The organism is Mycobacterium sp. IS-836 (assembly GCF_001954275.1).
Classification (GTDB): Bacteria; Actinomycetota; Actinomycetes; order Mycobacteriales; family Mycobacteriaceae; genus Mycobacterium.
This window is the reverse complement of the sequence record NZ_MBEU01000004.1, coordinates 17,711-44,112: the sequence shown is the minus strand read 5'-3', so window position 1 is coordinate 44,112 and position 26,402 is coordinate 17,711. Positions and strand designations below refer to the sequence as shown.

Annotated in this window: 23 protein-coding genes; 5 read left to right on the top strand and 18 right to left on the bottom strand. The window is 69.4% G+C overall.

The window, feature by feature from the left end; translation table 11 throughout:
* Positions 1 to 32 precede the first annotated feature (32 nt).
* The 7 genes from A5747_RS01890 to mqo form a co-directional block, all read right to left on the bottom strand.
* Positions 33 to 1,625 (bottom strand): MFS transporter, encoded by a 1,593-nt coding sequence (locus A5747_RS01890; RefSeq protein WP_076121988.1) that lies wholly within the window; start codon positions 1,623 to 1,625, stop codon positions 33 to 35.
* A 33-nt stretch (positions 1,626 to 1,658) separates the two neighbouring features.
* Complete coding sequence (gene cobA / locus A5747_RS01885; protein WP_076121987.1) at positions 1,659 to 2,867, bottom strand: uroporphyrinogen-III C-methyltransferase; 1,209 nt, start codon at positions 2,865 to 2,867, stop codon at positions 1,659 to 1,661.
* 81 nt (positions 2,868 to 2,948) lie between these two features.
* Entirely contained in the window at positions 2,949 to 4,328 is a 1,380-nt protein-coding gene (locus tag A5747_RS01880; RefSeq protein ID WP_142245431.1) for a cobyrinate a,c-diamide synthase, read from the bottom strand.
* Positions 4,325 to 4,939 carry a cob(I)yrinic acid a,c-diamide adenosyltransferase gene (gene cobO / locus A5747_RS01875; RefSeq protein WP_076121985.1) on the bottom strand — a complete coding sequence of 205 codons (615 nt, stop codon included), beginning with the start codon at positions 4,937 to 4,939 and terminating at the stop codon, positions 4,325 to 4,327. The genes A5747_RS01880 and cobO overlap by 4 nt, the downstream gene beginning before the upstream one ends.
* Before the next feature lie 15 nt (positions 4,940 to 4,954).
* Entirely contained in the window at positions 4,955 to 6,799 is a 1,845-nt protein-coding gene (locus tag A5747_RS01870; protein ID WP_076121984.1) for a magnesium chelatase subunit D family protein, read from the bottom strand.
* Between the two features lie 20 nt (positions 6,800 to 6,819).
* The gene (locus A5747_RS01865) at positions 6,820 to 7,290 is read right to left on the bottom strand and encodes a GNAT family N-acetyltransferase (protein WP_076121983.1); all 471 of its coding nucleotides are present in this window, start codon (positions 7,288 to 7,290) and stop codon (positions 6,820 to 6,822) included.
* Complete coding sequence (mqo, locus tag A5747_RS01860) at positions 7,287 to 8,783, bottom strand: malate dehydrogenase (quinone) (RefSeq protein WP_076121981.1); 1,497 nt, start codon at positions 8,781 to 8,783, stop codon at positions 7,287 to 7,289. The genes A5747_RS01865 and mqo overlap by 4 nt, the downstream gene beginning before the upstream one ends.
* Before the next feature lie 93 nt (positions 8,784 to 8,876).
* Here mqo and A5747_RS01855 point away from each other — a divergent pair, with 93 nt between their 5' ends.
* From A5747_RS01855 to A5747_RS01835, 5 genes are read left to right on the top strand one after another with little or no spacing between them, the layout of a single operon-like run.
* Positions 8,877 to 9,896, top strand: coding sequence for an alpha/beta hydrolase (locus A5747_RS01855; RefSeq protein WP_233147923.1), 1,020 nt, complete (start codon positions 8,877 to 8,879; stop codon positions 9,894 to 9,896).
* A gap of 4 nt (positions 9,897 to 9,900) precedes the next feature.
* Positions 9,901 to 11,292 (top strand): mycothione reductase, encoded by a 1,392-nt coding sequence (mtr, locus tag A5747_RS01850; protein ID WP_076121977.1) that lies wholly within the window; start codon positions 9,901 to 9,903, stop codon positions 11,290 to 11,292.
* 14 nt (positions 11,293 to 11,306) lie between these two features.
* Positions 11,307 to 12,389 carry a HoxN/HupN/NixA family nickel/cobalt transporter gene (locus A5747_RS01845; protein ID WP_076122160.1) on the top strand — a complete coding sequence of 361 codons (1,083 nt, stop codon included), beginning with the start codon at positions 11,307 to 11,309 and terminating at the stop codon, positions 12,387 to 12,389.
* A 16-nt stretch (positions 12,390 to 12,405) separates the two neighbouring features.
* A complete protein-coding gene (locus tag A5747_RS01840) occupies positions 12,406 to 13,527 on the top strand; it encodes an alkaline phosphatase family protein (protein ID WP_076122161.1) in 1,122 nt (373 codons plus the stop codon).
* 29 nt (positions 13,528 to 13,556) lie between these two features.
* Positions 13,557 to 14,384, top strand: a complete 828-nt coding sequence (locus A5747_RS01835; protein ID WP_076121976.1) for an oxaloacetate decarboxylase — start codon at positions 13,557 to 13,559, stop codon at positions 14,382 to 14,384.
* Here A5747_RS01835 and A5747_RS01830 read toward each other — a convergent pair.
* From A5747_RS01830 to ispG, 11 genes are all read right to left on the bottom strand, one after another.
* Positions 14,381 to 15,157: a 3-oxoacyl-ACP reductase gene (locus A5747_RS01830; RefSeq protein WP_198938114.1), complete on the bottom strand. Its 777-nt coding sequence runs from the start codon at positions 15,155 to 15,157 to the stop codon at positions 14,381 to 14,383. The genes A5747_RS01835 and A5747_RS01830 overlap by 4 nt on opposite strands.
* Positions 15,154 to 16,515, bottom strand: coding sequence for an aldehyde dehydrogenase (locus A5747_RS01825; protein ID WP_076121972.1), 1,362 nt, complete (start codon positions 16,513 to 16,515; stop codon positions 15,154 to 15,156). Before A5747_RS01825 ends, A5747_RS01830 begins: the two co-directional genes overlap by 4 nt.
* Positions 16,512 to 17,222, bottom strand: a complete 711-nt coding sequence (locus tag A5747_RS01820; RefSeq protein ID WP_175611168.1) for a gamma-glutamyl-gamma-aminobutyrate hydrolase family protein — start codon at positions 17,220 to 17,222, stop codon at positions 16,512 to 16,514. The genes A5747_RS01825 and A5747_RS01820 overlap by 4 nt, the downstream gene beginning before the upstream one ends.
* A gap of 16 nt (positions 17,223 to 17,238) precedes the next feature.
* Entirely contained in the window at positions 17,239 to 18,603 is a 1,365-nt protein-coding gene (locus tag A5747_RS01815) for a glutamine synthetase family protein (RefSeq protein ID WP_076121970.1), read from the bottom strand.
* A gap of 17 nt (positions 18,604 to 18,620) precedes the next feature.
* Positions 18,621 to 19,175 (bottom strand): alpha/beta hydrolase, encoded by a 555-nt coding sequence (locus tag A5747_RS01810; RefSeq protein WP_076121968.1) that lies wholly within the window; start codon positions 19,173 to 19,175, stop codon positions 18,621 to 18,623.
* Between the two features lie 58 nt (positions 19,176 to 19,233).
* Positions 19,234 to 20,736: a cobyric acid synthase gene (locus tag A5747_RS01805; protein WP_076121967.1), complete on the bottom strand. Its 1,503-nt coding sequence runs from the start codon at positions 20,734 to 20,736 to the stop codon at positions 19,234 to 19,236.
* A gap of 7 nt (positions 20,737 to 20,743) precedes the next feature.
* The gene (gene map / locus A5747_RS01800) at positions 20,744 to 21,601 is read right to left on the bottom strand and encodes a type I methionyl aminopeptidase (RefSeq protein WP_076063546.1); all 858 of its coding nucleotides are present in this window, start codon (positions 21,599 to 21,601) and stop codon (positions 20,744 to 20,746) included.
* A gap of 79 nt (positions 21,602 to 21,680) precedes the next feature.
* Positions 21,681 to 22,259 carry a DUF1707 domain-containing protein gene (locus A5747_RS01795; protein WP_076121964.1) on the bottom strand — a complete coding sequence of 193 codons (579 nt, stop codon included), beginning with the start codon at positions 22,257 to 22,259 and terminating at the stop codon, positions 21,681 to 21,683.
* Positions 22,260 to 22,354: 95 nt separating this feature from the next.
* A complete protein-coding gene (locus A5747_RS01790; RefSeq protein ID WP_076121962.1) occupies positions 22,355 to 24,169 on the bottom strand; it encodes a penicillin-binding transpeptidase domain-containing protein in 1,815 nt (604 codons plus the stop codon).
* A gap of 153 nt (positions 24,170 to 24,322) precedes the next feature.
* Complete coding sequence (locus A5747_RS01785; protein WP_076121960.1) at positions 24,323 to 25,177, bottom strand: GNAT family N-acetyltransferase; 855 nt, start codon at positions 25,175 to 25,177, stop codon at positions 24,323 to 24,325.
* A gap of 46 nt (positions 25,178 to 25,223) precedes the next feature.
* A complete protein-coding gene (gene ispG, locus A5747_RS01780; RefSeq protein ID WP_076063538.1) occupies positions 25,224 to 26,390 on the bottom strand; it encodes a flavodoxin-dependent (E)-4-hydroxy-3-methylbut-2-enyl-diphosphate synthase in 1,167 nt (388 codons plus the stop codon).
* Positions 26,391 to 26,402: the final 12 nt, after the last annotated feature.

Sequence of the window (26,402 nt, the reverse complement as noted above, 5' to 3'; positions counted from 1 at the left end):
GGGCGGCGCAGCCGAAACCGGATGATGCCGGGCTACAGCTCCCCGGCGTCGATCGCGTCCTTGACTTCCTGAGCGTGCGCGACCTGCTCGGGGGTGTAGCCGATGAGCAGCGCCGCACCGCCGACGATGACGGCCACCCCGGCCACCCACAGCAGGCCGTAGGTGTAGCCGTGGTCTAGGGCGTGCAGCTGAGCGTCGTTCATGAACTTCACCGGGCCGGTGGTGCCACCCAGGTACAGCGTGCGCGAGGTGATCACGGCCTGAATGACCGCCAGCACCAGCGGGCCACCGAGGCTCTGCAGCATCAGCGCGATCGCCGAAACGGGGCCGATCCGGTCGAATCCGACGCCGGCGATCGCCGACAGCGTCAGCGGCACGACCGCCATGCCGATGCCGATGCCGCCGACGACAATGGGCAGCACCAGGTTGGGGAAGTAGGGGACGCCGCGGTTCATGAACGCCCAGCCGTAGATCATCGCCCAGAACAGCAGGACTCCGCCGCCGATGGTCAGCACCCGCGGCGAAAACCGCGACACCAGCTGCGAGGACACGCCCAGGCCGATGCCCATCGCGATCACGAACGGGATGAAGCCGACGCCCGCGCGCAGCGCGCTGTAACCGAGGATGTCCTGCACGTACAGGCCGATGGACACGGTCAGGCTGAACATGAGCCCGCCGGCCAGGAAGATCGCGACGAAGGTGACCAGCCGGTTGCGGTCACGGAACAAGTCGAACGGCACGACGGGGTTGTCAGCGGTGCGCTCCACGATCGCGAAGGCGATGGCCGCGGCCAACGCCACCACGCCCGAGCCGATGGTGGTGGGTGAGACCCAGCCCTTTTCCGGACCCATCGAGAACGCGTAAACGGCGGCGGTGCATGCCAGCGTGGCCAGCATCGCCCCGGTGGCGTCGAGCTTCATCCGCTCCCGGTTGGTTTCCCGCAGCGCGGTGCGGGCCAGGTAGATCATCACCAGCCCGATCGGCACGTTCACGATGAACGCCAGCCGCCACGACACCTCGGTCAGCGCCCCGCCGACCACCAGACCCATCACCGAGCCGATCGCGGTCATCGCGGCGAACACGGCCGTCGCGGCGTTGCGCGCCGGGCCCTTCGGGAAGGTGGTCGCGACCAACGCCAGACCGGTCGGCGATGCGATGGCCGATCCGATGCCCTGCAGCAGCCGGGCGATGACCATCGTCGCCTCGTCCCACGCGACGGCGCACAGCACCGAGGAGATGGTGAACAGGGTGACGCCGACGATGAAGGTGCGCTTTCGCCCGATAGTGTCGCCGAGGCGCCCGCCGAGCAGCATCAGCCCGCCGAAGGTGAGCACGTAGGCGGTGATCACCCAGCTACGGCCGGCATCGGACAGGCTCAGCTCGTTTTGAATCTTAGGAAGCGCGACGATGGCGACGGTGCTGTCCATGGTCGCCAACAGCTGCATCCCACCGATCGCGATAACCGCTGCGATGAAACGGCGAGACGGCAGCCATGCGGGGTAATACCTGCTCATACGTGTTGAGGCGGTCTCCGCCGGGCGCGTGGCGCGCATCGGGGCTGGACGATCGGGGCGCGAGGCTGTCCAATTGTGGACCGCGCGCTCACTGTCGTTGAGAGCCGTCATATTGGGTTACCTTACAGTAATCTTAAGATTTGTTTAAACGCCGAAGGCCGCCACCGGGCCGATGACGATGATCGCCGGAGGTCGAATCCCGTCGGCACGAATCTTCTCGGGCGTGTCGGCAAGAGTCGACCGCAACGTCTGCTGAGCGGCCGTCGTTCCATGTTGTACTACCAGCACCGGCGTATCCGCAGGTCGCCCCCCTTGCAGCAGGGCGTCGACGAAAAGCTCGATACGTTCGACGGCCATCAGCAAAACGATCGTTCCGGACATTGCTGCCAACGCATCCCAATTCACTAACGATTCGGGGTGACCGGGCGGCAGGTGGCCGCTGACCACCACGAACTCGTGATTTACCGCCCGATGGGTGACGGGAACGCCGGCCAATGCGGGCACCGCTATGGCACTTGTCACACCCGGCACCACCGTGACGGGAATCCCGGCGTCGGCGCACGCCAACACTTCTTCGTAGCCGCGCGCGAACACAAAGGGGTCGCCGCCCTTGAGGCGCACCACGAAGTTGCCGGCCCGGGCTCGGTCGATCATGACCTCGTTGATCGCGTCCTGCGCCATGGCCCGGCCGTACGGAATCTTCGCGGCGTCAATGACTTCCACGTGCGGTGGCAGCTCGGCGAGCAGTTCGGGCGGCGCCAATCGGTCGGCGACCACCACGTCGGCCTGGGCGAGCAGGCGGCGGCCACGGACGGTGATCAGTTCCGGGTCGCCGGGACCGCCACCGATCAGCGCCACCCCGCCGCGCATCACGTCGGAGCTCTCTTCGGCGGTTTCCGGGATGATCAGCCCGGTCTGCAACGCCTCGCGGATGGCCGACCGGATTGCCGCGGACCGGCGGTGCTCGCCGCCGGCCAGCACCCCGACCGACAACCCCGCGTAGCTGAAGGTCGCCGGGGTCACCGCGGACCCCTCGATCGCGATGTCGGCGCGGACGCAAAAGATCTGGCGCCGTTCGGCCTCGTCGACCACCGCGGCGTTCACGTGCGCGTCGTCGGTGGCGGCGATGGCGTACCAGGCGCCGGCGAGGTCCCCGTCGCGGTATTCGCGCAACGACAAGGTGATTCCGCTCATCGCCTCGACGGCGCGGGTGACGGTGCGGGAGATGACGTGGACGTTGGCGCCGGTCGCGATGAGCAGGGGTAAGCGGCGCTGCGCGACGGTTCCCCCGCCGACCACAACGACCTTCTTACCGGCCAGCCGCAATCCGACCAGATAGGCGCTCTCGGTCACCCGCCAAGCCTAGTGGTTGGGGAGGTTGGCGCCGCGAGCGTAACGCCACGGCGGTTTTCGGCCCCAATTTTCGCCGTGGCGTTACGCTCGGCGACTCGCGGCGCGGGACACGAAACGCGCCACCGCGTCCGGCGTCGCGGCCGGATGGGTGTGCAGATACGACGCATGCACCCCGGCGTGTACCACGCCGTCGCGCACGGGCGCGCTGTCATCGTCCACGCCGTCACCCCGATACACCCACGCCGGTTGATAACTGTCGGTGAATGTGACTGCGGTTCGGTGGAATTCGTGTCCGACCACACGCTCTCCGGTCGAATACAGCGACGAATCCGCGACGGCCACCGCGTCGCGATACGCCAACGTCAGCCGCGGAGTGAACCGCGCCGAGCCGGTCAGCACCCCGCACATCGGATACCCGTCGAGTTCGTCGGCCAGATAGATCAGCCCGGCGCATTCGGCGTGCACCGGCGCGCCGGTGGCGGCGAGCTCGTTGATCTGCCGGCGGACCACGTCGTTGGCCGAGAGCTCCGCGGTGAACTGCTCCGGGAAGCCGCCGGGCAGCAGCACCGCGTCGGTGCCGTCGGGCAACGGATCGACCAGCGGGTCGAACTCGACGACGTCGGCACCGGCGGCGCGCAGCAGCTCGGCATGTTCGGCGTAGCCGAAGCTGAACGCCTTGCCCGCCGCCATGGCCACGACAGCTCCGCCTCCCGGAGTTGCGCCCACCGCCGCCGCGGGATCCCACGGCGCATCGGTGACCCGCGCGGTCGCGGTCGCTACCACGGCGCCCAGATCGACGTGGCGCGCGACCAAGTCGGTTATCGCTTCGATCGCCTGCCGGGCGCGCCGTCCGTACTCGACGGCGGTGACGAGCCCCAAATACCTTGTGGGCAACTCCAATTCGGCGAGGCGCGGAATCGCTCCCAGGACGCGGACGCCGGAGTGCTCGCATGCCTGGCGCAGCACCTGCTCGTGTCGCGCCGACCCGACCCGGTTGAGGATGACTCCGGCGATGCGCGTCGCAGCATCGAACGTTGAAAAGCCGTGCAGCAGAGCGGCAATGCTGTGGCTCTGGCCGCGCGCGTCGACCACCAGGATCACCGGGGCGCCCAGCAGACCGGCGACGTGAGCGGTGGAGCCCGCGGCCGGGGTGGTCTCGGCCGGCCCGATCTGGCCGTCGAAGAGTCCCATCACGCCCTCGATCACCGCGACGTGCGCGCCCCCGGCGCCATGGGCGTAGAGCGGACCGATGAGCCCCTCGCCCACCAGTACCGGGTCCAGGTTCCGCCCGGGCCGTCCCGCTGCCAGCGTGTGGTACCCGGGGTCGATGAAGTCGGGGCCCACCTTGAACGGAGCGACGGTGTGGCCCGCCCGGCGCAGCGCCCCCATCAAACCCGTTGCGACCGTGGTCTTTCCGCTACCCGATGCCGGTGCGGCGACGACGACCGCAGGAACACTCACCATTCGATGCCCTTCTGGCCCTTGCGCCCGGCGTCCATCGGATGTTTGACCTTGCCCATCTCGGTGACCAGGTCGGCGGCCTCGACCAGCCGCTGCGGGGCATCGCGTCCGGTGATCACGACATGCTGCTGGCCGGGGCGGGCCGCCAGGACCTCCACCACCCGGTCCACGTCGACCCAGCCCCACTTCAGCGGATAGGTGAATTCGTCGAGCACATAGAAGTCGTGGCGCTGCGCGGCGAGCCGGCGCGAAATCTCCGCCCAGCCGTCGGCGGCCGCGGCGGCGTGGTCGGATTCGCCGCCCGCCTTGCGCGACCAGGACCAGCCGGCGCCCATCTTGTGCCATTCGACGGCGCCCCCGACGCCGTGCTGGTCGTGCAACTGCGCGAGCTGACGGAATGCCGCCTCCTCGCCCACCTTCCACTTGGCGCTCTTGACGAACTGGAACACCGCGACGTCAAGCCCGGCGTTCCAGGCCCGCAACGCCATTCCGAATGCCGCCGTCGACTTGCCCTTGCCGTCGCCGGTGTGGACGGCCAATATCGGCGCGTTGCGCCGCGCCCGGGTGGTCAGGCCATCGTCGGGGACCTGTAGCGGACGGCCCTGTGGCATAAGCGGTTATCCCTCTCAGGCGACGCTGCGCACGGCCCGCGTCAGATGATCGGCGTGCAACTGCTCCAGCCGTACCACCGGCGCACCCAGCCGACCGGCGAGCTGCCCGGCGAAGCCCAGCCGCACATACGACGTCTCGCAGTCCACGACCACCGCGGCGGCGCCTTCGGCGACCAACCGCGCCGCCGCGGTTCGGCTGCGGCCCAACGGGTCCGGCCCGGCGTTGGCCCGGCCGTCGGTGAGCACCACTACCAGCGGACGGCGCGCGCGGTCGCGCGCCCTTTCCCGGACGATCAGCTCGCGCGCGGCCAGCAGCCCCTCGGCCAGCGGTGTCCTGCCGCCGGTGTCGAACCGGCCGAGTCGCCGGGCCGCGATGTGCGCCGACGACGTTGGCGGCAGCAACAGCCGCGCGCCCTGGCCGCGGAAGGTGATCACCGCGACCTTGTCGCGGCGCTGATACGCGTCGCGCAGCAGCGACAGGGTGGCGCCGCTGACCGCGGCCATCCGGTCGCGGGCGGCCATCGAACCGGACGCGTCGACAACGAAGATCACCAGATTGCCTTCGCGGCCCTCGCGGATCGCCCGGCGCACGTCGTCCGGCCCCGGTGCCGGCGCGCCCGCGCCCGCGCGCGCGGCCGCAGCTAGCAGGGTGGCGAAGAGGTGCAGTCCGTGCGCCGCGGGACCGGCGTCGTCGCCGTCGGCGGCCGCCACCACCCTGCCGGAGACGTTACGGGCCCGCGACCGTCGGCCCGGTGCGCCCTCGCCGATGCCGGGCACCCGCAGCGCCCGGGTGCGGAAGGTCCGCGCGGGTGGCGCACTGGGTTTAGGTGGTTGCGATTCAGCATGCGAATTAGGTTGCGGTTCAGGGTCATTGGCCGACTGACCGCCACCGGGGGGATCGGGCTCGGGGTCGGGTTCCGGGTCGTTGCCCGCCTGCGCCAGGGCCTGGTCCAGCTGGTCGCGGTCGATGCCGGGTTCGTCGAAGGGATCGCGGCGGCGCCGATGCGGCAGCGCCAGCTCCGCCGCCACCCGGATGTCCTGCTCCTCGACGGTGTCGGCGCCGCGCCAGGCGGCGTGCGCGGCGGCGGTGCGGGCCACCACCAGATCGGCCCGCATGCCGTCGACGTCGAACGCCGCGCACAGCGCCGCGATGCGCCGTAATTCGTTGTCCGGCAACACCACGTCATCGACGAGCGCCCGCGCGGCTGCGATCCGGCGGGCCAGCTCCGCGTCGGCCTCCGCATAGCGCTCGGCGAACGCGTCGGGGTCGGCCTCGTACGCCATCCGCTGCCGGATGACCTGCGCCCGCACGTCGACGTCACGCGAGGCGTGCACGTCGACGGTCAGACCGAAGCGGTCCAGCAGTTGCGGGCGCAGTTCGCCCTCCTCGGGATTCATCGTGCCGATCAGCACGAAACGGGCCTCGTGCGAATGGGAGATGCCGTCGCGTTCGATGTGCACCCGCCCCATCGCGGCGGCGTCGAGCAGCACGTCGACCAAGTGATCGTGCAGCAGGTTGACCTCGTCGACATAGAGCACGCCACCGTGTGCGCGGGCCAGCAGTCCCGGCGAGAACGCGTGCTCACCGTCGCGCAGCACGCGCTGCAGATCAAGCGAACCGATGACCCGGTCCTCCGTTGCGCCGAGCGGCATTTCGACCAGTCCGGCCCCCGAGCCGGCATCGGCGCCCCCGGTCGCGGCCGAGAGCAGCGCGGCAAGGCCGCGCACCGCCGTCGACTTCGCGGTGCCCTTCTCGCCGCGGATCAGCGCCCCGCCGATCTCCGGCCGCACGGCGCACAACAGCAGCGCTAGCCGCAGTTGGTCGTGCCCGACGATCGCACTGAACGGGTAGGGCTTCATGCCTGAATTCATGTCTGAGTTCATGTCTGGGCCACCGGACGCCAGCCGGGCCGCAGCATCGGCACGTGCGGCACCCCGTCGTCGACGAAATCGTCACCGTCGCGGACGAATCCGTGCTGCGCATACATGTCCGCGAGATAGGTCTGCGCGTTGATGCGGCACGGGTAGTCTCCCACCTCGGCCAGCGCGGCGGCCAGCAGCCGGGTGGTGTGGCCCTGGCCCCGCGCCGCGCGCTTGGTGCACAGCCGGCCGAGCCGGAATGCCTTCTCGCCGCCGGCGTGCTCCTCCATCAGCCGCAGCGTACAGATCACGTCGCCGTCGGGTGTCTCCAGCCAGAAGTGCCGGGTCTCGGCGAGCAGGTCGCGCCCATCCAGCTCCGGATACGGGATCGCCTGCTCGACGACGAAGACCTCCACCCGCAGCTTGAGCAACTCGTAAAGAGTCGCAGCATCAAGGTCTTTGGCCCAACTGCGGCGCAACGCCACCGTCATGATCGCCCCCTGGAATCTAACTGCAGTACCTTGGTTCCCCACGACCACACCTCGTCGTACAACGCCGGCTCACGGGATAGCTCGACCCCCAGCGACGGCACCATCTCTTTGAGCATCGGCAGCCACGACGGGTACCGGCCGGCGAAGCAGCGCTGCAGCACATCGAGCATGGCCGGCACGGCCGTCGATGCGCCCGGCGAACCCCCGAGCAGCCCCGCGATGGTGCCGTCGGCGTCGCTCAGCACGGTGGTGACGAACTCGAGCACCCCGCCCTTGCGGCGATCCCGGCGGATCACCTGCACGCGCTGGCCCGCCGTCGTCAGCTCCCAGTCGGAATCCATGGCGCCGGGCGCGAATTCGCGCAGCGCGCGGACCCGATCCGGTCCGGAGAGCCGCAGCTGGCCGATCAGATAGTTGATCAGCGTCAGCTGGGTGACGCCGACACCGAGCATCGACAACACGTTGTCGGGCTTGATCGACCGCGGCAGATCGGAGAAGTGGCCGTGCTTCAAGAACTTCGGCGACCAGCCGGCATAGGGCCCGAACACCAGCCACGGCTTGCCGTTGACGAACCGCAGGTCCAGATGCAGCGCCCCGAGCGGCGGGGCCCCCGGCGCGGGAACGCCGTACACCTTGGCCTGGTGCGCGGCGGTGAGCGTCGGATTGTCGGTGCGCAGGAACCGCCCGCCGATGGGGAATCCGGCGAAGCCTTTGACCTCCTTGATGCCCGACTTCTGCAGCAGCGGCAGGGTGTCGCCCCCGGCGCCGACGAACACGAATTTGGCGTTGCAGCGGCGTTTTTCGCCGGTGCGGCGATTGCGGACCAGCAGCGTCCAGCTGCCGTCGGATTGGCGGCGCAGGTCGCGGACCTCATGACCGAACAGGGCGGTGGCGCCGCCCCGCACGCAAAACCCGATGAGCTGGCGGGCCAGCGCGCCGAAGTCGACATCGGTGCCCGCGGCGGCCCAGTTGAGCGCGATCGGCTCGGCGAAGTCGCGTTTGGCGGCCATGAACGGGAGCCGGCGGGCGAACTCGTCGGCGTCGGTGATCAGTTCCGTGCCGGCGAACAGCGGATTGTCGGCCAGCGCCCGCTGCCGCCGTCGCAGGTAGTCCACGCCCTGGGCGCCGTGGACGAAGCTCACATGCGGGACGGCGTTGACGAAGCGGGGGTCGCCCAGAATGCCGCTGTCGACGGCATAGGCCCAGAACTGGCGGGTCACCTGGAATTGCTCGTTGACGGCCACCGCTTTGGTGATGTCGATGGAGCCGTCGGCGCGCAGTGGCGTGTAGTTCATCTCGCACAGCCCGGCATGACCGGTGCCCGCGTTGTTCCACGGGCTGCTGCTTTCGGCGGCGGCGGCGTCCAGCCGCTCGATCAGGGTGATCGACCAGTTCGGTTCCAGCCGCCGCAGCAACGCACCCAATGTCGCGCTCATGATCCCCGCGCCTACCAGCACGACGTCGGTGCGCGCGGTACTGGCTAGGCCTGACACCGTCCCAGGCTATCCCGGGCACCATCCGCGCACTGACGCGTGCGGCCCGCCCGTCACCAGCAAAACCTTTAAGCTGGCCTCGTGACTGGCGGGGTGACTGGCTGGGTGGCCGATGTCCTGCCCGGGTATTGGCAGCGCACGCTCCCGCTGGGGCGCGATCCCGCCGGCGAGGGCGATATCGCCGCAACCCTGATCCGGCGCGGCCCCGAGGCACACGCCGGCCGGGCCGACCACGCGGTGCTCGCGGTGCACGGCTACACCGACTACTTCTTCCACACCGAGCTGGCCGATCACTTCGCCGAGCGGGGTTTCGCGTTCTACGCGCTGGACCTGCAGAAGTGCGGCCGTTCGCATCGCGAGGGCCAGACGCCGCACTTCATCACCGACCTGGCCGCCTACGACGCCGAACTCGAACAGGCGCTGGCCGTCATCAACGAGCAGCAGGAGCGCGCGAAGGTCCTGCTGTACGGCCACTCCCTGGGCGGGCTCATCGTGCCGCTATGGCTGGACCGGATGCGCCGGCGCGGCGCGGCGGCGCACGCCGGCATCGGCGGCCTGGTGCTCAACAGCCCGTTCCTGGACCTGCACGGCCCGGCCATCCTGCGGTTGTTCGTCACCTCCGCGGCGATCGCCGGCCTGTCCCGAGTGCGCGCCAAGGGCGTGATCCGCTCCCCCACCGAAGGCGGTTACGGCACCACCCTGCACCGCGACTACGCCGGCGAGTTCGACTACAACCTCGCGTGGAAACCGTTGGGCGGCTTCCCGATCACCCTGGGATGGCTACACGCGGTCCGCCGCGGCCAGGCCCGGCTGCACCGCGGGCTCGACGTCGGTGTGCCCAATTTGATCCTGCGCTCCGATCACAGCGTGCGCGAAACCAACGATGCGGCGGCCATGCAGCGCGGCGACGCGGTCCTCGACGTCACCCAGATCGCGCGATGGGCGGGCTGCATCGGCAACCGCACCACCATCGTTCCGGTGACCGACGCCAAACACGACGTGTTCTTGTCGCTGCCGGAGCCGCGCCAGGTCGCCTACCGGCAATTGGACCTGTGGCTGGATCGCTACCTCGACTTAAACACCGGCGCGCCGGCGTCGTCCGGGAAGGGATGACAGCGTGGAGACTTACGACATCGCGATCATCGGAACCGGCTCGGGCAACAGCATTCTCGATGAGCGCTACGCGAACAAGCGCGCGGCGATCTGCGAGCAGGGCACCTTCGGAGGCACCTGCCTGAACGTCGGCTGCATCCCGACGAAGATGTTCGTCTACGCCGCCGGGGTCGCCGATGAGATCCGCGGCGCGGCGCGCTACGGCATCGACGCCCACATCGACCGGGTGCGCTGGGACGACATCGTCTCACGCGTCTTCGGACGGATCGATCCGATCGCGATCAGCGGCGAGGACTATCGCCGCAGCTCACCCAACGTCGACGTGTACCACCAGCACACCCGATTCGGCCCGGTGCAGCCCGACGGGCGCTACCTATTGCGCACGGACGCGGGCGAGGAATTCGCCGCCGATCAGGTGGTGATCGCGGCGGGCTCGCGGCCGGTGGTTCCGCCCGCGATCCTCGCGTCCGGCGTCGAATACCACACCAGCGACACCGTGATGCGGATCCCCGAATTGCCCGAGCACGTGGTGATCGTCGGAAGCGGCTTTGTGGCGGCCGAATTCGCGCACGTCTTCTCCGCGCTCGGCGTGCGGGTGACGCTGGTGATCCGGGGCGGGACGATGCTACGTCATCTCGACGACACCCTGTGCGAACGGTTCACCCGCATCGCCTCGAGCAAATGGGAACTGCGCACGCACCGTAACGTCGTCGCCGCTTTCAACCGCGGCTCCGGCCCAGGTTCTGGAGTTGAGGTCGAACTCGACGACGGCTCCAAGCTGACCGCCGGTGTGCTGCTGGTGGCGACCGGCCGGTTGTCCAATGCCGATCTGCTGGACGCCGGCCAGGCCGGTGTCGACGTCGAGAACGGCCGGGTGGTGGTCGACGAATACCAACGGACCTCCGCGCGCGGGGTTTTCGCGCTCGGCGACGTCTCGTCTCCGTATCAGCTCAAGCACGTCGCCAACCACGAGGCCCGTGTCGTGCAACGCAACCTGCTGTGCGACTGGGACGACACCGAGTCGATGGCCGTCACCGATCACCGCTACGTGCCGGCGGCGGTGTTCACCGACCCCCAGCTGGCATCGGTCGGGTTGACCGAAAACCAGGCGGTCGCACGCGGATTCGATGTGTCGGTCGCGGTGCAGAGCTACGGTGACGTCGCCTACGGCTGGGCGATGGAGGACACCACCGGCATCGTCAAACTCGTCGCCGAGCGCAACAGCGGATGCCTGCTGGGCGCGCACATCATGGGCCACCAGGCCTCGTCGATCATCCAGCCGCTGATCCAGGCGATGAGCTTCGGGCTCACCGCCCCCGAAATGGCCCGCGGCCAGTACTGGATTCATCCCGCGCTGCCCGAGGTGGTCGAAAACGCGCTACTCGGTCTGTGCTGAGCCGAAAGGACGACATGTCGCGCTGGTCTAGCGTGCGCAGCGCCCTGTCACCCGCGGAGTGGTGGCGACTGGGGTCTATGCTCGCGGTGATCGTGGCCCTGCACCTGGTGGGCTGGGCCACCCTGGTCTTCATCGTTGATCCGGCGCGACTCAGCTTGGGCGGCAAAGCTTTTGGCATCGGCGTCGGGATCACGGCCTACACCCTTGGCATGCGGCACGCCTTCGATGCCGACCACATTGCCGCGATCGACAACACCACCCGCAAGCTGATGAGCGACGGGCGGCGCCCCCTTGCCGTCGGGTTCTTCTTCTCGCTGGGGCACTCCACGGTGGTGTTCGTGCTGGCGTTACTGTTGGCAACCGGCGTGAAGGCCGTCGCCGGGCCCGTCGAGGATGATTCCTCGACGCTGCACCGCTACACCGGGCTGATCGGCGCCGGCGTTTCGGGCGTGTTCCTGTATTTGATCGCGATCCTCAACGTCATCGTGTTGGTCGGCATCGTGCGGGTGTTCGCTCGGTTGCGCCGCGGAGACTGCGACCCCGAAACGGGCGCGGCGGAACTCGAACGGCACTTGGAGAACCGCGGGCTGCTCAACCGGCTACTGGGCCGCTTCGCCAAGTCCATCACGAAGTCCTCGCACATGTACCCGGTCGGATTGTTGTTTGGCCTCGGGTTCGACACCGCCACCGAGATCGCGCTGCTGGTGCTGGCGGGCACCAGCGCGGCGGCCGGACTGCCCTGGTACGCCATCTTGTGCCTGCCGGTGTTGTTCACCGCCGGCATGTGCCTGCTGGACACCCTCGACGGCTCGTTCATGAACTTCGCCTACGGCTGGGCCTTTTCGCGACCGGCGCGCAAGATCTACTACAACATCACGGTCACCGGGCTGTCGGTCGCGGTCGCGCTGCTGATCGGCAGCATCGAACTGCTCGGTCTGTTCGCGGGCCAGCTGGGATGGCGGGGCCCGTTCTGGGAATGGCTGGGCGGCCTCGACCTCAACACCGTCGGCTTCGTCGTCGTCGGCATGTTCGCGCTCACGTGGGCCGGCGCCGTGCTCGTCTGGCGCTATGGCCGCCTCGACGAGAAGTGGGCATAGGGAAATGGGCTCAAGCGTGCCCGGTTCGATCTGCGATGTGCTGCCCGCCGCGGCCGCACTGCTCGGCGCCCCGGGCGCGGTCGACGCCCTGGGTCTCACCGAACCCGTTGGCCCGGTCGATCGCGTCGCGGTGGTGCTGGTCGACGGCCTGGGCTGGCACCTGCTGCCCGAGTTGGCATGCAGCGCACCGCTGCTCGCCTCGGTGGTCGCCGGCCACACGGGGCGTCTCAGCGAGCTCGCCTGCACCTTCCCGTCGACCACCCCGAGCAGCCTGGTGTCGCTGGGCACCGGGGCCCAGCCGGGACAGCACGGCATCCTCGGTTTCACGCTCAACGTGCCCGGCACCGACCGGGTGCTCACCCACATCGTGTGGCGCGACGACCCGCCGCACGACGTCTGGCAGCCGCTGCCCACCTGGTTCGCGCGGCTGCAGCGCTCCGGCATCAGCGCGCGCGCCGTGCTGCCGGCGGCTTTTATCGGCAGCGGCCTGACCGACGCCGCGTATGGCGGGGCCGACTTCCGGCCCACACAGCCCTCCGACGACTACGCCCTAAGGCTGGGCGACGAGCTGGCGGCCGCGCCCGGGCTGGTCTACGGCTATACCGCCGATCTGGACACCGCGGCCCACGTGTTCGGCATCGGCTCGCCCCAATGGCACGAAGCGGCGGCGCGTGTCGATGCGCTGCTGACCCGCCTGGTCGAGACGCTGCCTCCCGACGCGGCGCTGCTGGTGACCGCCGACCACGGCGGCCTCAACGTCCCGCCGGAAGCGCGCGTCGACCTCGACACCGACCCGCGCCTGGCCGAGGGGGTGCGGGTGGTCGCCGGCGAGCCGCGGGTGCGCTACCTGCACACCGAGCCCGGCGCAGCGGACGGCGTGCGGTCCACCTGGAGCGAAGTGCTCGACGGCTGGGCCAAGGTCTACAGCCGCGAGGAGGCGGTGGCGACGGGCATGTTCGGCCCGGTCAATCCGGCACACCTGGCACGAATCGGCGATGTCGTCGTTGTCTGCACCGGCAATACCGCGGTGCTGGCCACCGGGCACGAGCCGGTGGAGACGGCTCGCCTCATCGGTTTTCACGGCGGCGCGACACAGGCCGAAACGGCCATTCCGCTGATCACCTTCACAACCGGCTAGCTGTCGGAGGCCAGTGCTAGACCGTAGGTATGGATAGCACCGATCGCGGCGAACGGTTCCGGCAACTGCACACCGGCGACGAGGTGCTCGTGCTCCCGAATCCCTGGGACATCGGCACCGCTCGCTTGTTCGCCAATCTCGGATTCCACGCGCTGGCGACGACCAGTGCCGGCCTCGCGTTCTCGTTGGGCCGGCGCGACGGCGACGGCGCGGTCAGCCGGGACGAGACGCTCGAACACGTGCGCACGATCGTCGACGCGACGCCCCTGCCCGTGACCGCGGATCTGGAGAACGGGTTCGGGGAATCGCCCGAGACGGTGGCGGAGACGATCCGGCTGGCGGGTGAGATCGGCCTGGCCGGGGCGTCCATCGAAGACGCGACATACGACCCCGACGAGCCCATCTTCGCCCGCGAACTGGCGATCGAACGAATACAGGCCGCCGCGGAGGCCGCCCGCGCGCTGCCCTATCCCTTCACGTTGACCGCTCGCTCGGAGAACTTCATCCGGGGCCGTCCCGACCTCGACGACACCCTGTCGAGGCTGCGGGCATTCGAGGCCGCCGGCGCCGACGTGCTGTACGCGCCGGGCCTGCCCGACGAATCGGCGCTCCGCGCGGCGTGCAGCAGCGTCACGAAACCGTTGAACTACGTGGCCGGCTTCGGGCGGAACCGATTCACCCTCGCCCAGCTCAAGGACTTCGGCGTGCGCAGGGTGAGCATCGGCACCTCGTTCTGCCGCGCCGGGCTGAGCGCCGTCCTTCGAGCCGCGCGCGAAGTGCTCGAGCAAGGCTCCTTCGGCTATGTCGAGGGCATTGGTTCCGTGGCCGATTTCAACGAGCTCATCGACCCCGCCTAGAGCGGCGTGACGTAGGCCGAGCTGATGCCGCCGTCGACCAAGAACGTCGACGCGGTGATGAAGGACGCGTCGTCGCTGGCCAAAAACGCGACCGCGGAAGCGATTTCGTCGGGTTCGGCGAAGCGGCCCAGCGGCACGTGCACCAGCCGGCGCGCGGCCCGCTCGGGGTCCTTGGCGAAAAGCTCGGCGAGCAGCGGGGTGTTGACCGGTCCCGGGCACAGCGCGTTGACGCGGATGCCCTGCCGGGCGAACTGCACGCCCAGCTCCCGCGACATCGCCAGCACCCCGCCCTTGGAGGCGGTATAGGAGATCTGCGAAGTCGCCGAGCCGAGCACCGCGACGAACGACGCGGTGTTGATGATCGAACCGCTGCCCGCGGGCACCATGTGGCGCAACGCCGCCCGGCAGCACAGGTACACCGATTTGAGGTTGACGTCTTGGACTCGCTGCCACGCCGGCAGCCCGGTGTTCTCGATCAGGTCGTCCTCGGGCGGCGAGATGCCCGCGTTGTTGAATGCGATGTCGACCGAGCCGTAGGTTGCCGCCGCCGTGTCGAACAGCGCGTTGACGGCGTCCTCGTCGGAAACGTCAACGGCCACAAACAAACCCGAAACCTCCTCGGCGGCCGCGGCGCCGGCGTCGCGGTCGAGGTCGCCCACGACGATGGTCGCGCCCTCGGCGTGCATCCGGCGCGCCGCGGCCACGCCAATGCCGCCGCCGCCCCCCGTGACCACCGCCACCCGGCCCGCGAGCCGTCGGGTCAAGTCCATCAGCTCTCCTCCTTGATCGCGATGAACACGTTCTTGGTTTCGGTGAAGTGCAGCGGCGCGTCCGGGCCGAGCTCACGCCCCAGCCCCGACTGCTTGAAGCCCCCGAATGGGGTGTTGTAGCGCACCGACGAGTGCGAATTCACCGACAGGTTGCCGGATTCGACCCCGCGCGATACCCGCAGCGCGCGGGACAGGTCGTCGGTCCAGATCGATCCCGACAGGCCGTACGCCGTATCGTTGGCCAGCGTGACGGCGTCGTGCTCGTCGTCGAAGGGCAGCACGGTGACGACCGGGCCGAAGATCTCGTCGGTGACGCTGCGGTCGGTGCGCTGCGGGGTCAGAACCGTTGGCGGAAACCAGAATCCGCGCCCGGTGGGGGCGCTGCCACGAAACGCGACGGGGGCGTCGTCGGGCACATAGGAGGCGACCTTGTCGCGGTGCGCCGCCGATACCAGCGGGCCCATCTCGGTGTCGCGGGACGTGGGGTCACCGACCACCACCCCTTGCACCGCGGGCTCGAGCAACTCCATGAAGCGGTCATAAACGCTGCGCTGCACCAGGATCCGGCTGCGGGCACAGCAATCCTGACCGGCGTTGTCGAACACCCCGGCCGGTGCGGTCGCCGCGGCGCGCTCCAGGTCGCAGTCGGCGAAGACGATGTTCGCGCTTTTCCCACCGAGTTCCAGGGTCACCCGCTTGACGTGGCTGGCCGCGGCGGCCATCACCTTCTTGCCGACCTCGGTGGACCCGGTGAACACGATCTTGCGAATGTCGGGGTGGGTGACGAACCGCTCCCCGACCACCGCGCCCTCCCCCGGCAGCACCTGCAGCAGGTCCTTGTCCAACCCGGCTTCGAGCGCCAGCTCGCCGAGCCGGATCGTGGTCAGCGGCGTCCACTCGGCCGGTTTGACCAGCACGGCGTTGCCCGCGGCCAAGGCCGGCGCGAAGCCCCAGGACGCGATCATCATCGGGAAGTTCCACGGCGTGATCACCCCGACGACGCCCAGCGGTTCGTTGAAGGTGACATCGAGGCCGCCGGCCACGGGAATCTGCTTGCCGGACAACCGTTCCGGGCTGGCGGCATAGTACGTCAACACGTCGCGGACGTGGGCCGCTTCCCATTCGGCCGACGCGATGGGGTGACCCGAGTTGGCGACCTCGAGCGCAGCCAGCTCGTCGAGATGGGCGTCGACCACCGCGGCGAAGGCGCGCAGCCCGGCCGCACGTTCGGCCGGCGGCAACCGCGCCCAGCGGCGTTGGGCCGCCCGCGCCCGGCCCACCGCGTCGTCGACCGCGGCGGCATCGGCGTGCTGCACCGAGCGCAGCACTTCCTCGGTGGCGGGGTTGATCAGTTGAGTCATCGGCCGTCCGCATAGGACCGCGCGGCGTCGACGACCGCCTTGAACAGCCGCAGGTCACTCAGGGTCTGCTCCGGATGCCACTGCACCGCGAGGACGAAGTGGTCGCCGGGCAGCTCCAACCCCTCGACGACGCCGTCGGCGTCCCACGCGCTGACCACCAGGGGATGACCCACCTTGTCGATGGCTTGATGGTGATAGCACGACGCGTCGGTGGACTCCCCCATCAGCGCGGCCAGCCGCGTCCCCGGCACCGTCCGCACCGGCAGCGTGGTGAACACGGCGTTGCCGGCCCGATGCCCATCGTGGCCGAGCACGTCGGGCAGGTGCTGGTGCAGCGTGCCGCCGAACGCGACGTTGAGCACCTGCGCGCCGCGGCAGATGCCGAGCACCGGGAGCGCTCGGTCCAGCGCGCCCCGCAACAGCGCGAGCTCCCACGCGTCGCGCACGGTGCGCGGCTGGTCGGTGGTCGGATGCGGCGGCTGTCCGTAGGCGGCGGGGTCGAGATCGTAACCTCCGGTGATCACCAAGGCGTCCAGGCTGTCCAGCGCCGCGCTTACGGCATCGGCGTCGGCCGGCTGCGGCGGCAGCAACGCGGCGACCCCACCGGCATCGATGACGCCCTGGAAGTAGTCAGCGGGCAAATAGCCGGCCGGGACGTCCCAGATTCCCGCCTGCACCCGCTCCAGATAGGTGGTCAGGCCCACCACCGGTCGTCTGGGTCGTCTAGAGGCGTTCAAAACCGCGCACCCTCTCCCAGTCGGTGACCGCCGCGTTGAACGCCGCCACCTCCACGCGCGCGTTGTTGAGGTAGTGCGTCACCACGTCGTCGCCGAACGCCTCGCGCGCCAGCGCCGAGGCTTCGAACAACGCGGCGGCCTCGGCCAGCGTGGCGGGCAGCCGGTTCGCGTCGGGGTCCTCGTAGGCGTTGCCCGCGCACGGATCGGGTAGCTCCAGCCCCCGCTCGATGCCGGACAGCCCACCGGCTATTAGTGCCGCCACCGCGAGGTATTGGTTGACGTCGCCGCCCGCGACCCGGCATTCGACCCGGATGTTGCGGCCGTGGCCGACGACCCGCAGCGCGCAGGTGCGGTTGTCCAGCCCCCACGCCAGCGCGGTGGGCGCGAAACTGCCGTCGGCAAATCGCTTGTAGGAGTTGATGTTCGGGGCGAAGAACAACGTGAGTTCGCGCAGCGTGGCCAACTGGCCGGCGACGAAACTGCGAAACGTCGACGACATGCCGTGCGGCCCGGAGTCGTCGGCGAACACCGCTTTACCTTTTTCAGGCCCGTCCTCGGCTCGCAGCGAAAGATGGATGTGACAGCTATTGCCTTCGCGCTCATCGTATTTCGCCATAAACGTCAGGCTCTGGGAATGCTGGTCGGCGATTTCCTTGGCGCCGTTCTTGTAGACGGCGTGGTTGTCGCAGGTCACCAGCGCCTCGTCGTAACGGAAGCCGATCTCCTGCTGCCCCCTGTTGCATTCGCCCTTGACGGCCTCGAACCGCAGGCCCGCCCCCTGCATGCCCGACCGAATGTCGTGCAGCAGCGGCTCCATCCGCGACGACGCCAATATCGCGTAGTCGATGTTGTAATCGCTGGCCGGCGTCAGCCCGCGATAGCCGCCGGCCCAGGCCTCGCGATAGGACTGGTCGAACACGATGAACTCCAGCTCGGTCGCGACATCGGCGACCAGTCCGCGCTTACCCAGCCGGTTCAGCTGACGGCGCAGCACGGCGCGGGGCGAGGCGGCGACCGCGCTGCCGTCGGCCCAGCACAGGTCCGCGAGGACCAGCGCCGTGGCGGGCAGCCAGGGCACCAGTCGCAGTGTGGTCAGGTCGGGCATCATCACCATGTCGCCGTATCCGGTGTCCCAGCTCGACATCGCGTAACCGGGCACGGTGTTCATTTCGACATCCACGGCGAGCAGGTAGCTGCAGCACTCGGCGCCGTGGGCGGCGACCTCGTCGAGGAAGAGCCGGGCCGCGATCCGCTTGCCGACGAGCCGGCCCTGCATATCGGTGAAGGCCACGATGACCGTATCCACCTCATCGATCCCGACCAGCTGGTCCAGCGCGGCCACGGACAACATGCGCGAATCCGGACCGGCTACCAGGTGCTGGCGCGCAACACGATCTCGGCGGCCAACTGCGCGGTCGACTCCTGCGCGTTGCGCCGCCCGAGCAGATCCACCGTGCGGTATTCGGCATACACGAAGCGCTGGCTGTTGCGGGCCACCGACCGCCCGCCCGGGGAGCTGACCAGAACGGTGGTGCCGATCTCCACCGGCGGGCAGTGTTCGTCGCGAATGACCCCGCTGGGGTCGGGCACCCGCGGGTGCCCGCGGTCGATGACGACCAGGCCGGTGAACCGGCCCAACTTGGTCGCCGCGAGTTCCCACGCCAGGTCGGCACCCGCACGGTCGCCGACCACCACGGCCCAACCGATGCCCAGCGCGTCGAGGATTCCGACCACCGACTTGGGCGTCAGCCGCGGATCGAGGCCGACGACGACCGTGCGCAGCGAAGCGGTGTGCAGGCGCTCGCACATGGCGTCATACGCGGCGGGCGTCCGCTGTGCGTCGCCGAGTATGACGACGACGACGCCCTTGTCGGGACCGGCTACGCCAACAGGAACGGGAAACCCGTCGAGTGTGGTCATCATCGAGGGCACTCCCGCACGCTACAGGGAAGCGGCCGGTGTGCGCGAGGCTTGTGCGGCGCTACGGCCGCAGCGCGCTTGCGATGTGCGGTCGACGCGGCGGGGGCCCGTCGAGCAGGCCGAGGACGGCATCGACGTCGAGGTGCGACGCGAGCAGCCCGGCGATCACATCCAATTGGGCATCGCGGCGTGCGGTGACGTCGGTGTCGGGGCAAGCCACGAATCCGCCGCGACCGGCGGCGTCGGCGACGCGGGTCACCCACGCGCGCCGGAAGTCGTCGTTGTCGAGCAGCCCGTGCCAGTGCGTGCCGAACACCGCGCCGCGCACGATGCCCTGTGGTTGGGAGTCCGCATCGAACCAGGTGTCCTCGTCGCACCGCGACAGCCGCCCGTGATGGATCTCGTACCCGGCCAGCGGCCGCTGCCAGCGGCGCAGCGTCTTGGTCCGGTCGAACGCGATGTCGGCGTCCAACAGCCCGAGGCCGGCAACCTCCCCGGCGCCGGATTCCACCGTGTCCTCGATGCGCCGGCACAGCATCTGCAAGCCGCCGCAGATGCCCAGCACCGGCTTGCCGGCCCCGGCGTGGCGGGTGATCGCGGCGGCAAGGCCCCGATCGTGCAGCCAGGTCAGGTCGGCGACGGTGGCCTTGCTGCCAGGCAGCACGATCAGGTCGGTGTCCACCAGGTCGGCCGGGTCGGTGACCCAGCGCACCAGCACGCCGGGCTCGCACGCCAGCGCCTCGACGTCGGTGGAATTGGAGATCCTGGGCAGCCGGACCGCGGCCACCCGCAGCCACTGGCTGCCGTGGGGCGGCGCCGGCGTGCCGACGACGCGATGGGCGACCACCGACAGCGAGTCCTCGGCGTCCAGCCAGAGCTCGTCGGTGTAGGGCAGCACCCCGTAGGTCGGGCGGCCGGTCAGGGCGAGCAGCTGGCGCAGCCCGGGTTCCAGCAACGCCGGGTCGCCGCGGAATTTGTTGACGATGAACCCCGCGATCAGCGCCTGGTCGTCGGGTTCGAGCACGGCGACCGTGCCGAACAGATGGGCCAGCAGGCCGCCGCGGTCGATGTCGCCGACCAGGACCACCGGCAGGTTCGCGGCCCTGGCCAGGCCCATGTTGGCCAAATCCGTTGCGCGCAGGTTAATTTCGGCTGGTGAGCCTGCGCCCTCGCAGATCACCGCGTCGAATTCGTCACGCAGGCAGGACAACTCGTCGGCGACGATGCCGGCGAGCCGGTCGCGATGTTCGATGTAGCCGGCCGCGCTGACGGATTCGGCCACCTGCCCGCGGATCACCAGCTGCGACGTGCGGTCGCCGCCCGGTTTGAGCAGGATCGGGTTGAACCGCACGCTGGGCTCCAGCCCCGCCGCCCGCGCCTGGATCGCCTGAGCCCGGCCGATCTCGCCGCCCTCGGCGGTGACGACCGAGTTGTTGGACATGTTCTGCGCCTTGAACGGCGCGACCCGGATGCCCTTGCACGCCAGCAGCCGGCACAGGCCCGCGACCATCATGGATTTCCCGGCGTCGGAGCTGGTGCCCGCGACGAGCAGCGCGCCGTTCAACGGGTCCTTACACCTGGGTCAGGATTTCGGCGCCGGTGTCGGTGACCAGCAGGGTGTGCTCGAACTGCGCGGTCCACTTGCGGTCCTTGGTGACCACCGTCCAGCCGTCGTCCCAGATCTCGTAGTCCAGGCCGCCGAGGTTGATCATCGGTTCGATCGTGAACGTCATGCCCTGCTGGATTTCCGTCGTGATCGAGGGCTGGTCGTAGTGCAACACCACCAGGCCGTTGTGAAACGTGGTGCCGATGCCGTGCCCGGTGAAGTCGCGAACCACGTTGTACCCGAACCGGTTTGCGTATGCCTCGATGACACGGCCGACGACCGACAGCGCACGCCCCGGCTTGACGGCGTTGATCGCCCGCATCGTCGCCTCCTTGGTCCGCTCGACGAGCAGCCGATGCTCCTCGGAGACGTCGCCGGCCAGGAACGTCGCGTTGGTGTCGCCGTGCACACCGTCGATGTAGGCGGTGACATCGATGTTGACGATGTCGCCATCGGCGATCACGGTCGAGTCGGGGATGCCGTGGCAGATGACCTCGTTGAGCGACGTGCAGCACGACTTCGGGAATCCCTTGTAACCCAGAGTCGATGGGTAGGCGCCGTTGTCGACCATGTACTCGTGCGCGATGCGGTCCAGCTCGTCGGTCGTCACCCCGGGCGCGACCGCCTTACCCGCCTCGGCGAGCGCGCCGGCCGCGATCCGTCCGGCGACGCGCATCTTCTCGATTACCTCCGGCGTTTGCACCCACGGCTCGGTGCCCTCCTTGGCGGTCGCCTTGCCGACGTATTCCGGACGCGGGATGCGATTGGGCACCGGCAGCGTCGGGGACAACACTCCGGGGGAAAGCGCGGTGCGAGCGGGCATGCAGCCAGCTTAACGAGGCTCATTCGGCGGTGCGTTCAACGAGCCGCCTGCAAATAAGCACACTCGCGAATTCGGCTCGCTAGCGACGCCGCAGCAGCGAACGGCGCGGCCCGCGGATGATCACCGAACCGCACGTCACCCGGCCGGTCAGGACCACGTGCGGCGACCCCTCGGCCGGCGCGTCCCTGCGCCGGTCGGCGGCGCTGCCCACGTAGACCTCGACGTCGTCGATCGAGGCGCTGGCGCCGTCGGGCAGCCGCAGGTCCAGGGAGCCGAACTTCATGTCGAGTTCGATGACCACCACCGGCCCGGCGAACCGCGCCCGGGTGAGGTCGAGGTCGATCGAGCCCAGGCGGCGCACCAGCGCCAGGCGGGTGGGCACCATCCATTCGCCGTGCCGCTTCAGGGAACCGGCCCAGCCCCGCAGCTCCACCCGGTCGGCCGCGGAGGTGACGATGGCACCCGGCCCGGGCAGGTCGCCGACGAGCTCGTCGAGCTCATGACGGGTGCGCGCGTAGGACACCCGCGACGAGCGCTGTTCGAACTCGCCGATGTCGATCAGCCCGAGCGCGACGGCGTTGTGCAGGCGCCGCATGGTTCCGTTGCGGTCGGCGTCGGAGACGCGCAACGTGACCATGTCGGGGCCGGTATCCGTCATGTTCGCAATTTACCGCTGTTGCGGCGGCGCGGACCGGGCGCGGGTGGCGATCGCAAGCGCGGCGTAGCCGGGCGCAGTGGGTCGCCACCATCGGATTAGGCGAGGAAGTCCCGCGGCAGTGACTCGAACATCACCTTGGTCATCCGGACCGCGTATTCGGAGCTGCCGCCCCCGACGATCAGCGAGGCGAACGCCAGATCGCCGCGGTACCCGGCGAACCAGGAATGCGATCCGCCCGGAAACTCGGCTTCACCGGTCTTCCCGTACACCTCACCGCAACAGCCGGCGATCTCCTTGGCGGTGCCGTTGGTCACCACCAGCCGCATCATGGGCCGCAGCGCGTCGACCATCTTCGGGCTGATCGGGGTGTTGTCGCCGTCGACCGCCGTCTGCCGTCCGGCGATCAGCTGCGGCACGGGCGTCCTGCCGGCGGCGACCGTGGCCGCGACCAGGGCCATGCCGAACGGACTGGCCAGCACCTTGCCCTGGCCGAACCCGTCCTCGGTGCGCTCGGCCAGGTCCACCGTCGGCGGCACCGACCCGGTGACCGTGGTGATGCCGTCCACCTGGTAGTCGAGCCCGATCCCGTAGCGGGTGGCCGCCTGCGTCAGGCCACGGGGCGGCATCCTGCTGCTCAGCTCGGCAAATGTGGTGTTGCACGAACTGGCGAACGCTCGTGACATCGGCACCACGCCGAGGTCGAAGCCGCCGTAGTTGGGGATGGTGCGGTGCCCGATGTCGATGCGGCCGGGGCAGCCCAGCATCGTGTTGGGGGTGGCCATGTCGCGCTCGATGGCCGCTCCAGCGGTGACCATCTTGAATGTCGATCCGGGCGGGAACAGGCCGGTGGTGGCGATCAGGCCGTCGGCGTCGGCCGCGCCGTTCTGCGCGATCGCGAGGATCTCCCCCGTCGACGGCTTGATCACGACCATCATCGCCTTGCCGCCGCGGGTGTCGACCGCGTGCTGGGCCGCGTTCTGCACCGCCCGGTCCAGGGTGATCGACACCGACGGCGCCGGCGTGCCCTCGACCTCGTGCAACACGGCGACGTCGACGTTGTTCTGGTTGACGCTGACCACCCGCCAGCCCGCCTGACCGTTGAGCTGGTCGATGACGGCCTTCTTCACCTGGCTGATGACCGCGGGCGCGAAATGCGGGTCGGTGGGCAGCATGTCGGCCTGCGGCGTGATCACGATCCCCGGCAGCTTGCCGATCAGCGGGAAGATCTTGTCGTTGTCGGCGGGTTGCAGCGTCACCAGGTCGACCGGCTGGGTCGCCGAGCTGGCTTGCTCGGCCAGCAACTGCGGGTCGGTCAGCGAATCGTTCAGGGGCCGTAGCACATCGACGATCGCGTGCGCCGTCCCGATGAGGCCGGGCCCGGCCTGGGTGGCGTCCAGCGTGTAGTGGTACAGGTAGCCCGGCGCCAGCACGTCGCTGCCCCCGAGTTCATTCACCGAGGCGCGCCGCGGCGCGTCGGCGCGCAAGGCGAACGTCTGATGCTCACCCAGCTTGGGATGCAGCCCGTTGGCGGCCCAGCGGACCTCCCAGCGACCCTCGTCGCGAGCCATCTTCAGCTGGCCGTCATACGTCCAGGTGCGGTTCTTGGGCAGGTGCCAGCTGAACCGGTAGTCGACCGTGCCGGTGTCCTCGGCGTACTTCGCGGACAGAACCTGGGCGTCGAGGTGTGTTGCTTGCAGTCCGGCCCAGGCGGCGTTCAACGCTTCACGGGCTTCGTTGGGGTTGTCGCTGAGCTGGGCGGCCGACGCGGTGTCCCCGATGGACAGCGCGTGGAAGAACTTCTCGGCGGCCGGGCCCGGGCCGTCGGGCCGCGGCGTGCACCCGGACATGGCGATCACCGCGACCAGCAGCACGCCAGAAACCAATGGGGTCAATGTGGTTTTTGTTGCCATCGGTACAGATGTTAAAGCGAGGGCCTCCACACCGGCGCCGACACACCGAGACCCAACCGTTATGGGCCGCTCGGCGCCAGGCCCTGCCGTCGAACGTGCGGCCAGCCGCACGTTGGGTGCCGAACGTGCGGCCAGCCGCACGCTCGCATACAGCTAGTCCAGCAGCACGGTCGCGAAGGTGCCGACCTCGACGAAGCCCACCCGGGCGTAGGCCGCACGGGCCACCGCATTGAAGTTGTTCACGTAGAGGCTGGCGATCCGCCCGCCGCCGACGATCACGGCGGCCACCATTGCGGTGCCGGCGGTGCCGATCCCCAGGCCGCGCCACTCGGGGTGCACCCATACCCCCTGAATCTGGCCGACGCGCGGGGACTGCGATCCCACTTCGGCCTTGAACACGACCTCACCGTGCTCGAAGCGCGCCCACGCGCGTCCCGCCGCGATCAGGCTGGCCACCCGGCGGCGGTAGCCGCGACCGCCGTCACCGAGCCGCGGGTCGACGCCCACTTCGCCGATGAACATGTCGACGGCGGCCACCAGATACGCGTCCAGTTCCTCCGGGCGGACCTGACGTACCTCGGTGTCGATCTCGCAGCTCGGGTGCGTCGTCAACGCCATCAGCGGTTGGTGGTCGCGGACATCGCGCGCGGGACCCCACGCCGACTCGAGCCGTTCCCACATCGGCATCACCAGGCCGGCCCTGCCGACCAGCGACGAACAACGTCGCGTCCCGCTCATCGCCTCGTCGGCGAACGCAGCCAGATCGGCCGGCCCGCCGCGCAGCGGGATCAGGTTGGCCCCGGCGAAGCACAGCGACTCCTCCACGCCGCGGCGGGTCCACAGCTCGCCGCCGATCGAGTTGGGGTCGATGCCGTGATCCGCCACGCGCGCCGCGACCATGCACGACCCGACCGGGTCCTCTTCGAAGACCCGCCACACCGCGGCGGCGTCACGCACCACGGACACCCGCCGGTCGCCGATGAGGCGAAAGATGGGCGGAGCCGACATCTGGCGAACTCTCTGTGGTGCGGACCGAAGGCCGGTAAGGCCCCTATCAGCTTACGGTCACAATAGGCGAACCGCTCGCGGTTGTGTCCGGTCCGTGATCGCTGTTGTTCTCGGACGCGAGCCGCATGGCCTCTTCGATCAGCGTCTCGACGATCTGCGCTTCGGGCACGGTCTTGATGACTTCGCCGCGAACGAAGATCTGGCCCTTGCCATTTCCCGACGCGACGCCGAGGTCGGCTTCGCGGGCCTCCCCCGGCCCGTTGACGACGCAGCCCATCACGGCGACCCGTAGCGGCACGTCGAGACCGTCCAAACCGGCGGTGACTTCGTTGGCCAGGGTGTAGACGTCGACCTGCGCGCGACCGCACGACGGGCACGACACGATCTCCAGCGAACGCGGCCGCAGGTTCAGCGACTCGAGAATCTGGATGCCGACCTTGACTTCCTCCACGGGCGGCGCCGACAGCGATACCCGGATGGTGTCGCCGATGCCCCGCGACAGCAGCGCACCGAAGGCGACGGCGGACTTGATGGTGCCCTGGAAGGCGGGGCCGGCCTCGGTGACGCCGAGGTGCAGCGGGTAGTCGCACTGCGCGGCCAGCTGCTCGTACGCGGCGACCATTACCACCGGGTCGTTGTGCTTGACGCTGATCTTGATGTCGCCGAAGCCGTGCTCCTCGAACAGGGAGGCCTCCCACAGCGCCGACTCGACCAGCGCCTCGGGCGTGGCCTTGCCGTACTTCTCCATGAACCGCTTGTCCAGCGAGCCGGCGTTGACCCCGATGCGGATGGGAATGCCCGCCGCGCCGGCGGCCTTGGCGACCTCGCCCACCCGGCCGTCGAATTCCTTGATGTTGCCCGGGTTTACCCGCACGGCGGCACAGCCCGCGTCGATGGCGGCGAAGATGTACTTCGGCTGGAAGTGGATGTCCGCGATCACCGGGATCTGGCTGTGTCGGGCGATCTCGGCCAGCGCGTCGGCATCCTCCTGCCGCGGGCAGGCCACCCGGACGATGTCGCAGCCGGCCGCGGTCAACTCGGCGATCTGCTGCAGGGTGGTGTTGACGTCATGGGTCTTGGTGGTGCACATCGACTGCACCGAAATCGGATTGTCGCTGCCGACCCCGACGTCGCCCACCATCAGTTGCCGCGTCTTGCGGCGCGGGGCGAGCGTGGGCGCCGGCGCGTCCGGCATGCCCAGGCCAACGGTCACGTGTATGCCTTC

Coding starts and splice junctions, on each gene's coding strand:
- A5747_RS01795 (WP_076121964.1), bottom strand. CDS start 22,259: ATGACGGATACCGGCCCCGACATGGTCACGTTGCGCGTCTCCGACGCC.
- A5747_RS01825 (WP_076121972.1), bottom strand. CDS start 16,515: ATGACTCAACTGATCAACCCCGCCACCGAGGAAGTGCTGCGCTCGGTG.
- A5747_RS01845 (WP_076122160.1), top strand. CDS start 11,307: ATGTCGCGCTGGTCTAGCGTGCGCAGCGCCCTGTCACCCGCGGAGTGG.
- map (WP_076063546.1), bottom strand. CDS start 21,601: ATGCCCGCTCGCACCGCGCTTTCCCCCGGAGTGTTGTCCCCGACGCTG.
- A5747_RS01865 (WP_076121983.1), bottom strand. CDS start 7,290: ATGACGGTGGCGTTGCGCCGCAGTTGGGCCAAAGACCTTGATGCTGCG.
- A5747_RS01835 (WP_076121976.1), top strand. CDS start 13,557: ATGGATAGCACCGATCGCGGCGAACGGTTCCGGCAACTGCACACCGGC.
- A5747_RS01815 (WP_076121970.1), bottom strand. CDS start 18,603: ATGTTGTCCGTGGCCGCGCTGGACCAGCTGGTCGGGATCGATGAGGTG.
- A5747_RS01810 (WP_076121968.1), bottom strand. CDS start 19,175: ATGATGACCACACTCGACGGGTTTCCCGTTCCTGTTGGCGTAGCCGGT.
- A5747_RS01870 (WP_076121984.1), bottom strand. CDS start 6,799: ATGAAGCCCTACCCGTTCAGTGCGATCGTCGGGCACGACCAACTGCGG.
- cobO (WP_076121985.1), bottom strand. CDS start 4,939: ATGCCACAGGGCCGTCCGCTACAGGTCCCCGACGATGGCCTGACCACC.
- A5747_RS01785 (WP_076121960.1), bottom strand. CDS start 25,177: ATGTCGGCTCCGCCCATCTTTCGCCTCATCGGCGACCGGCGGGTGTCC.
- A5747_RS01890 (WP_076121988.1), bottom strand. CDS start 1,625: ATGACGGCTCTCAACGACAGTGAGCGCGCGGTCCACAATTGGACAGCC.
- A5747_RS01790 (WP_076121962.1), bottom strand. CDS start 24,169: ATGGCAACAAAAACCACATTGACCCCATTGGTTTCTGGCGTGCTGCTG.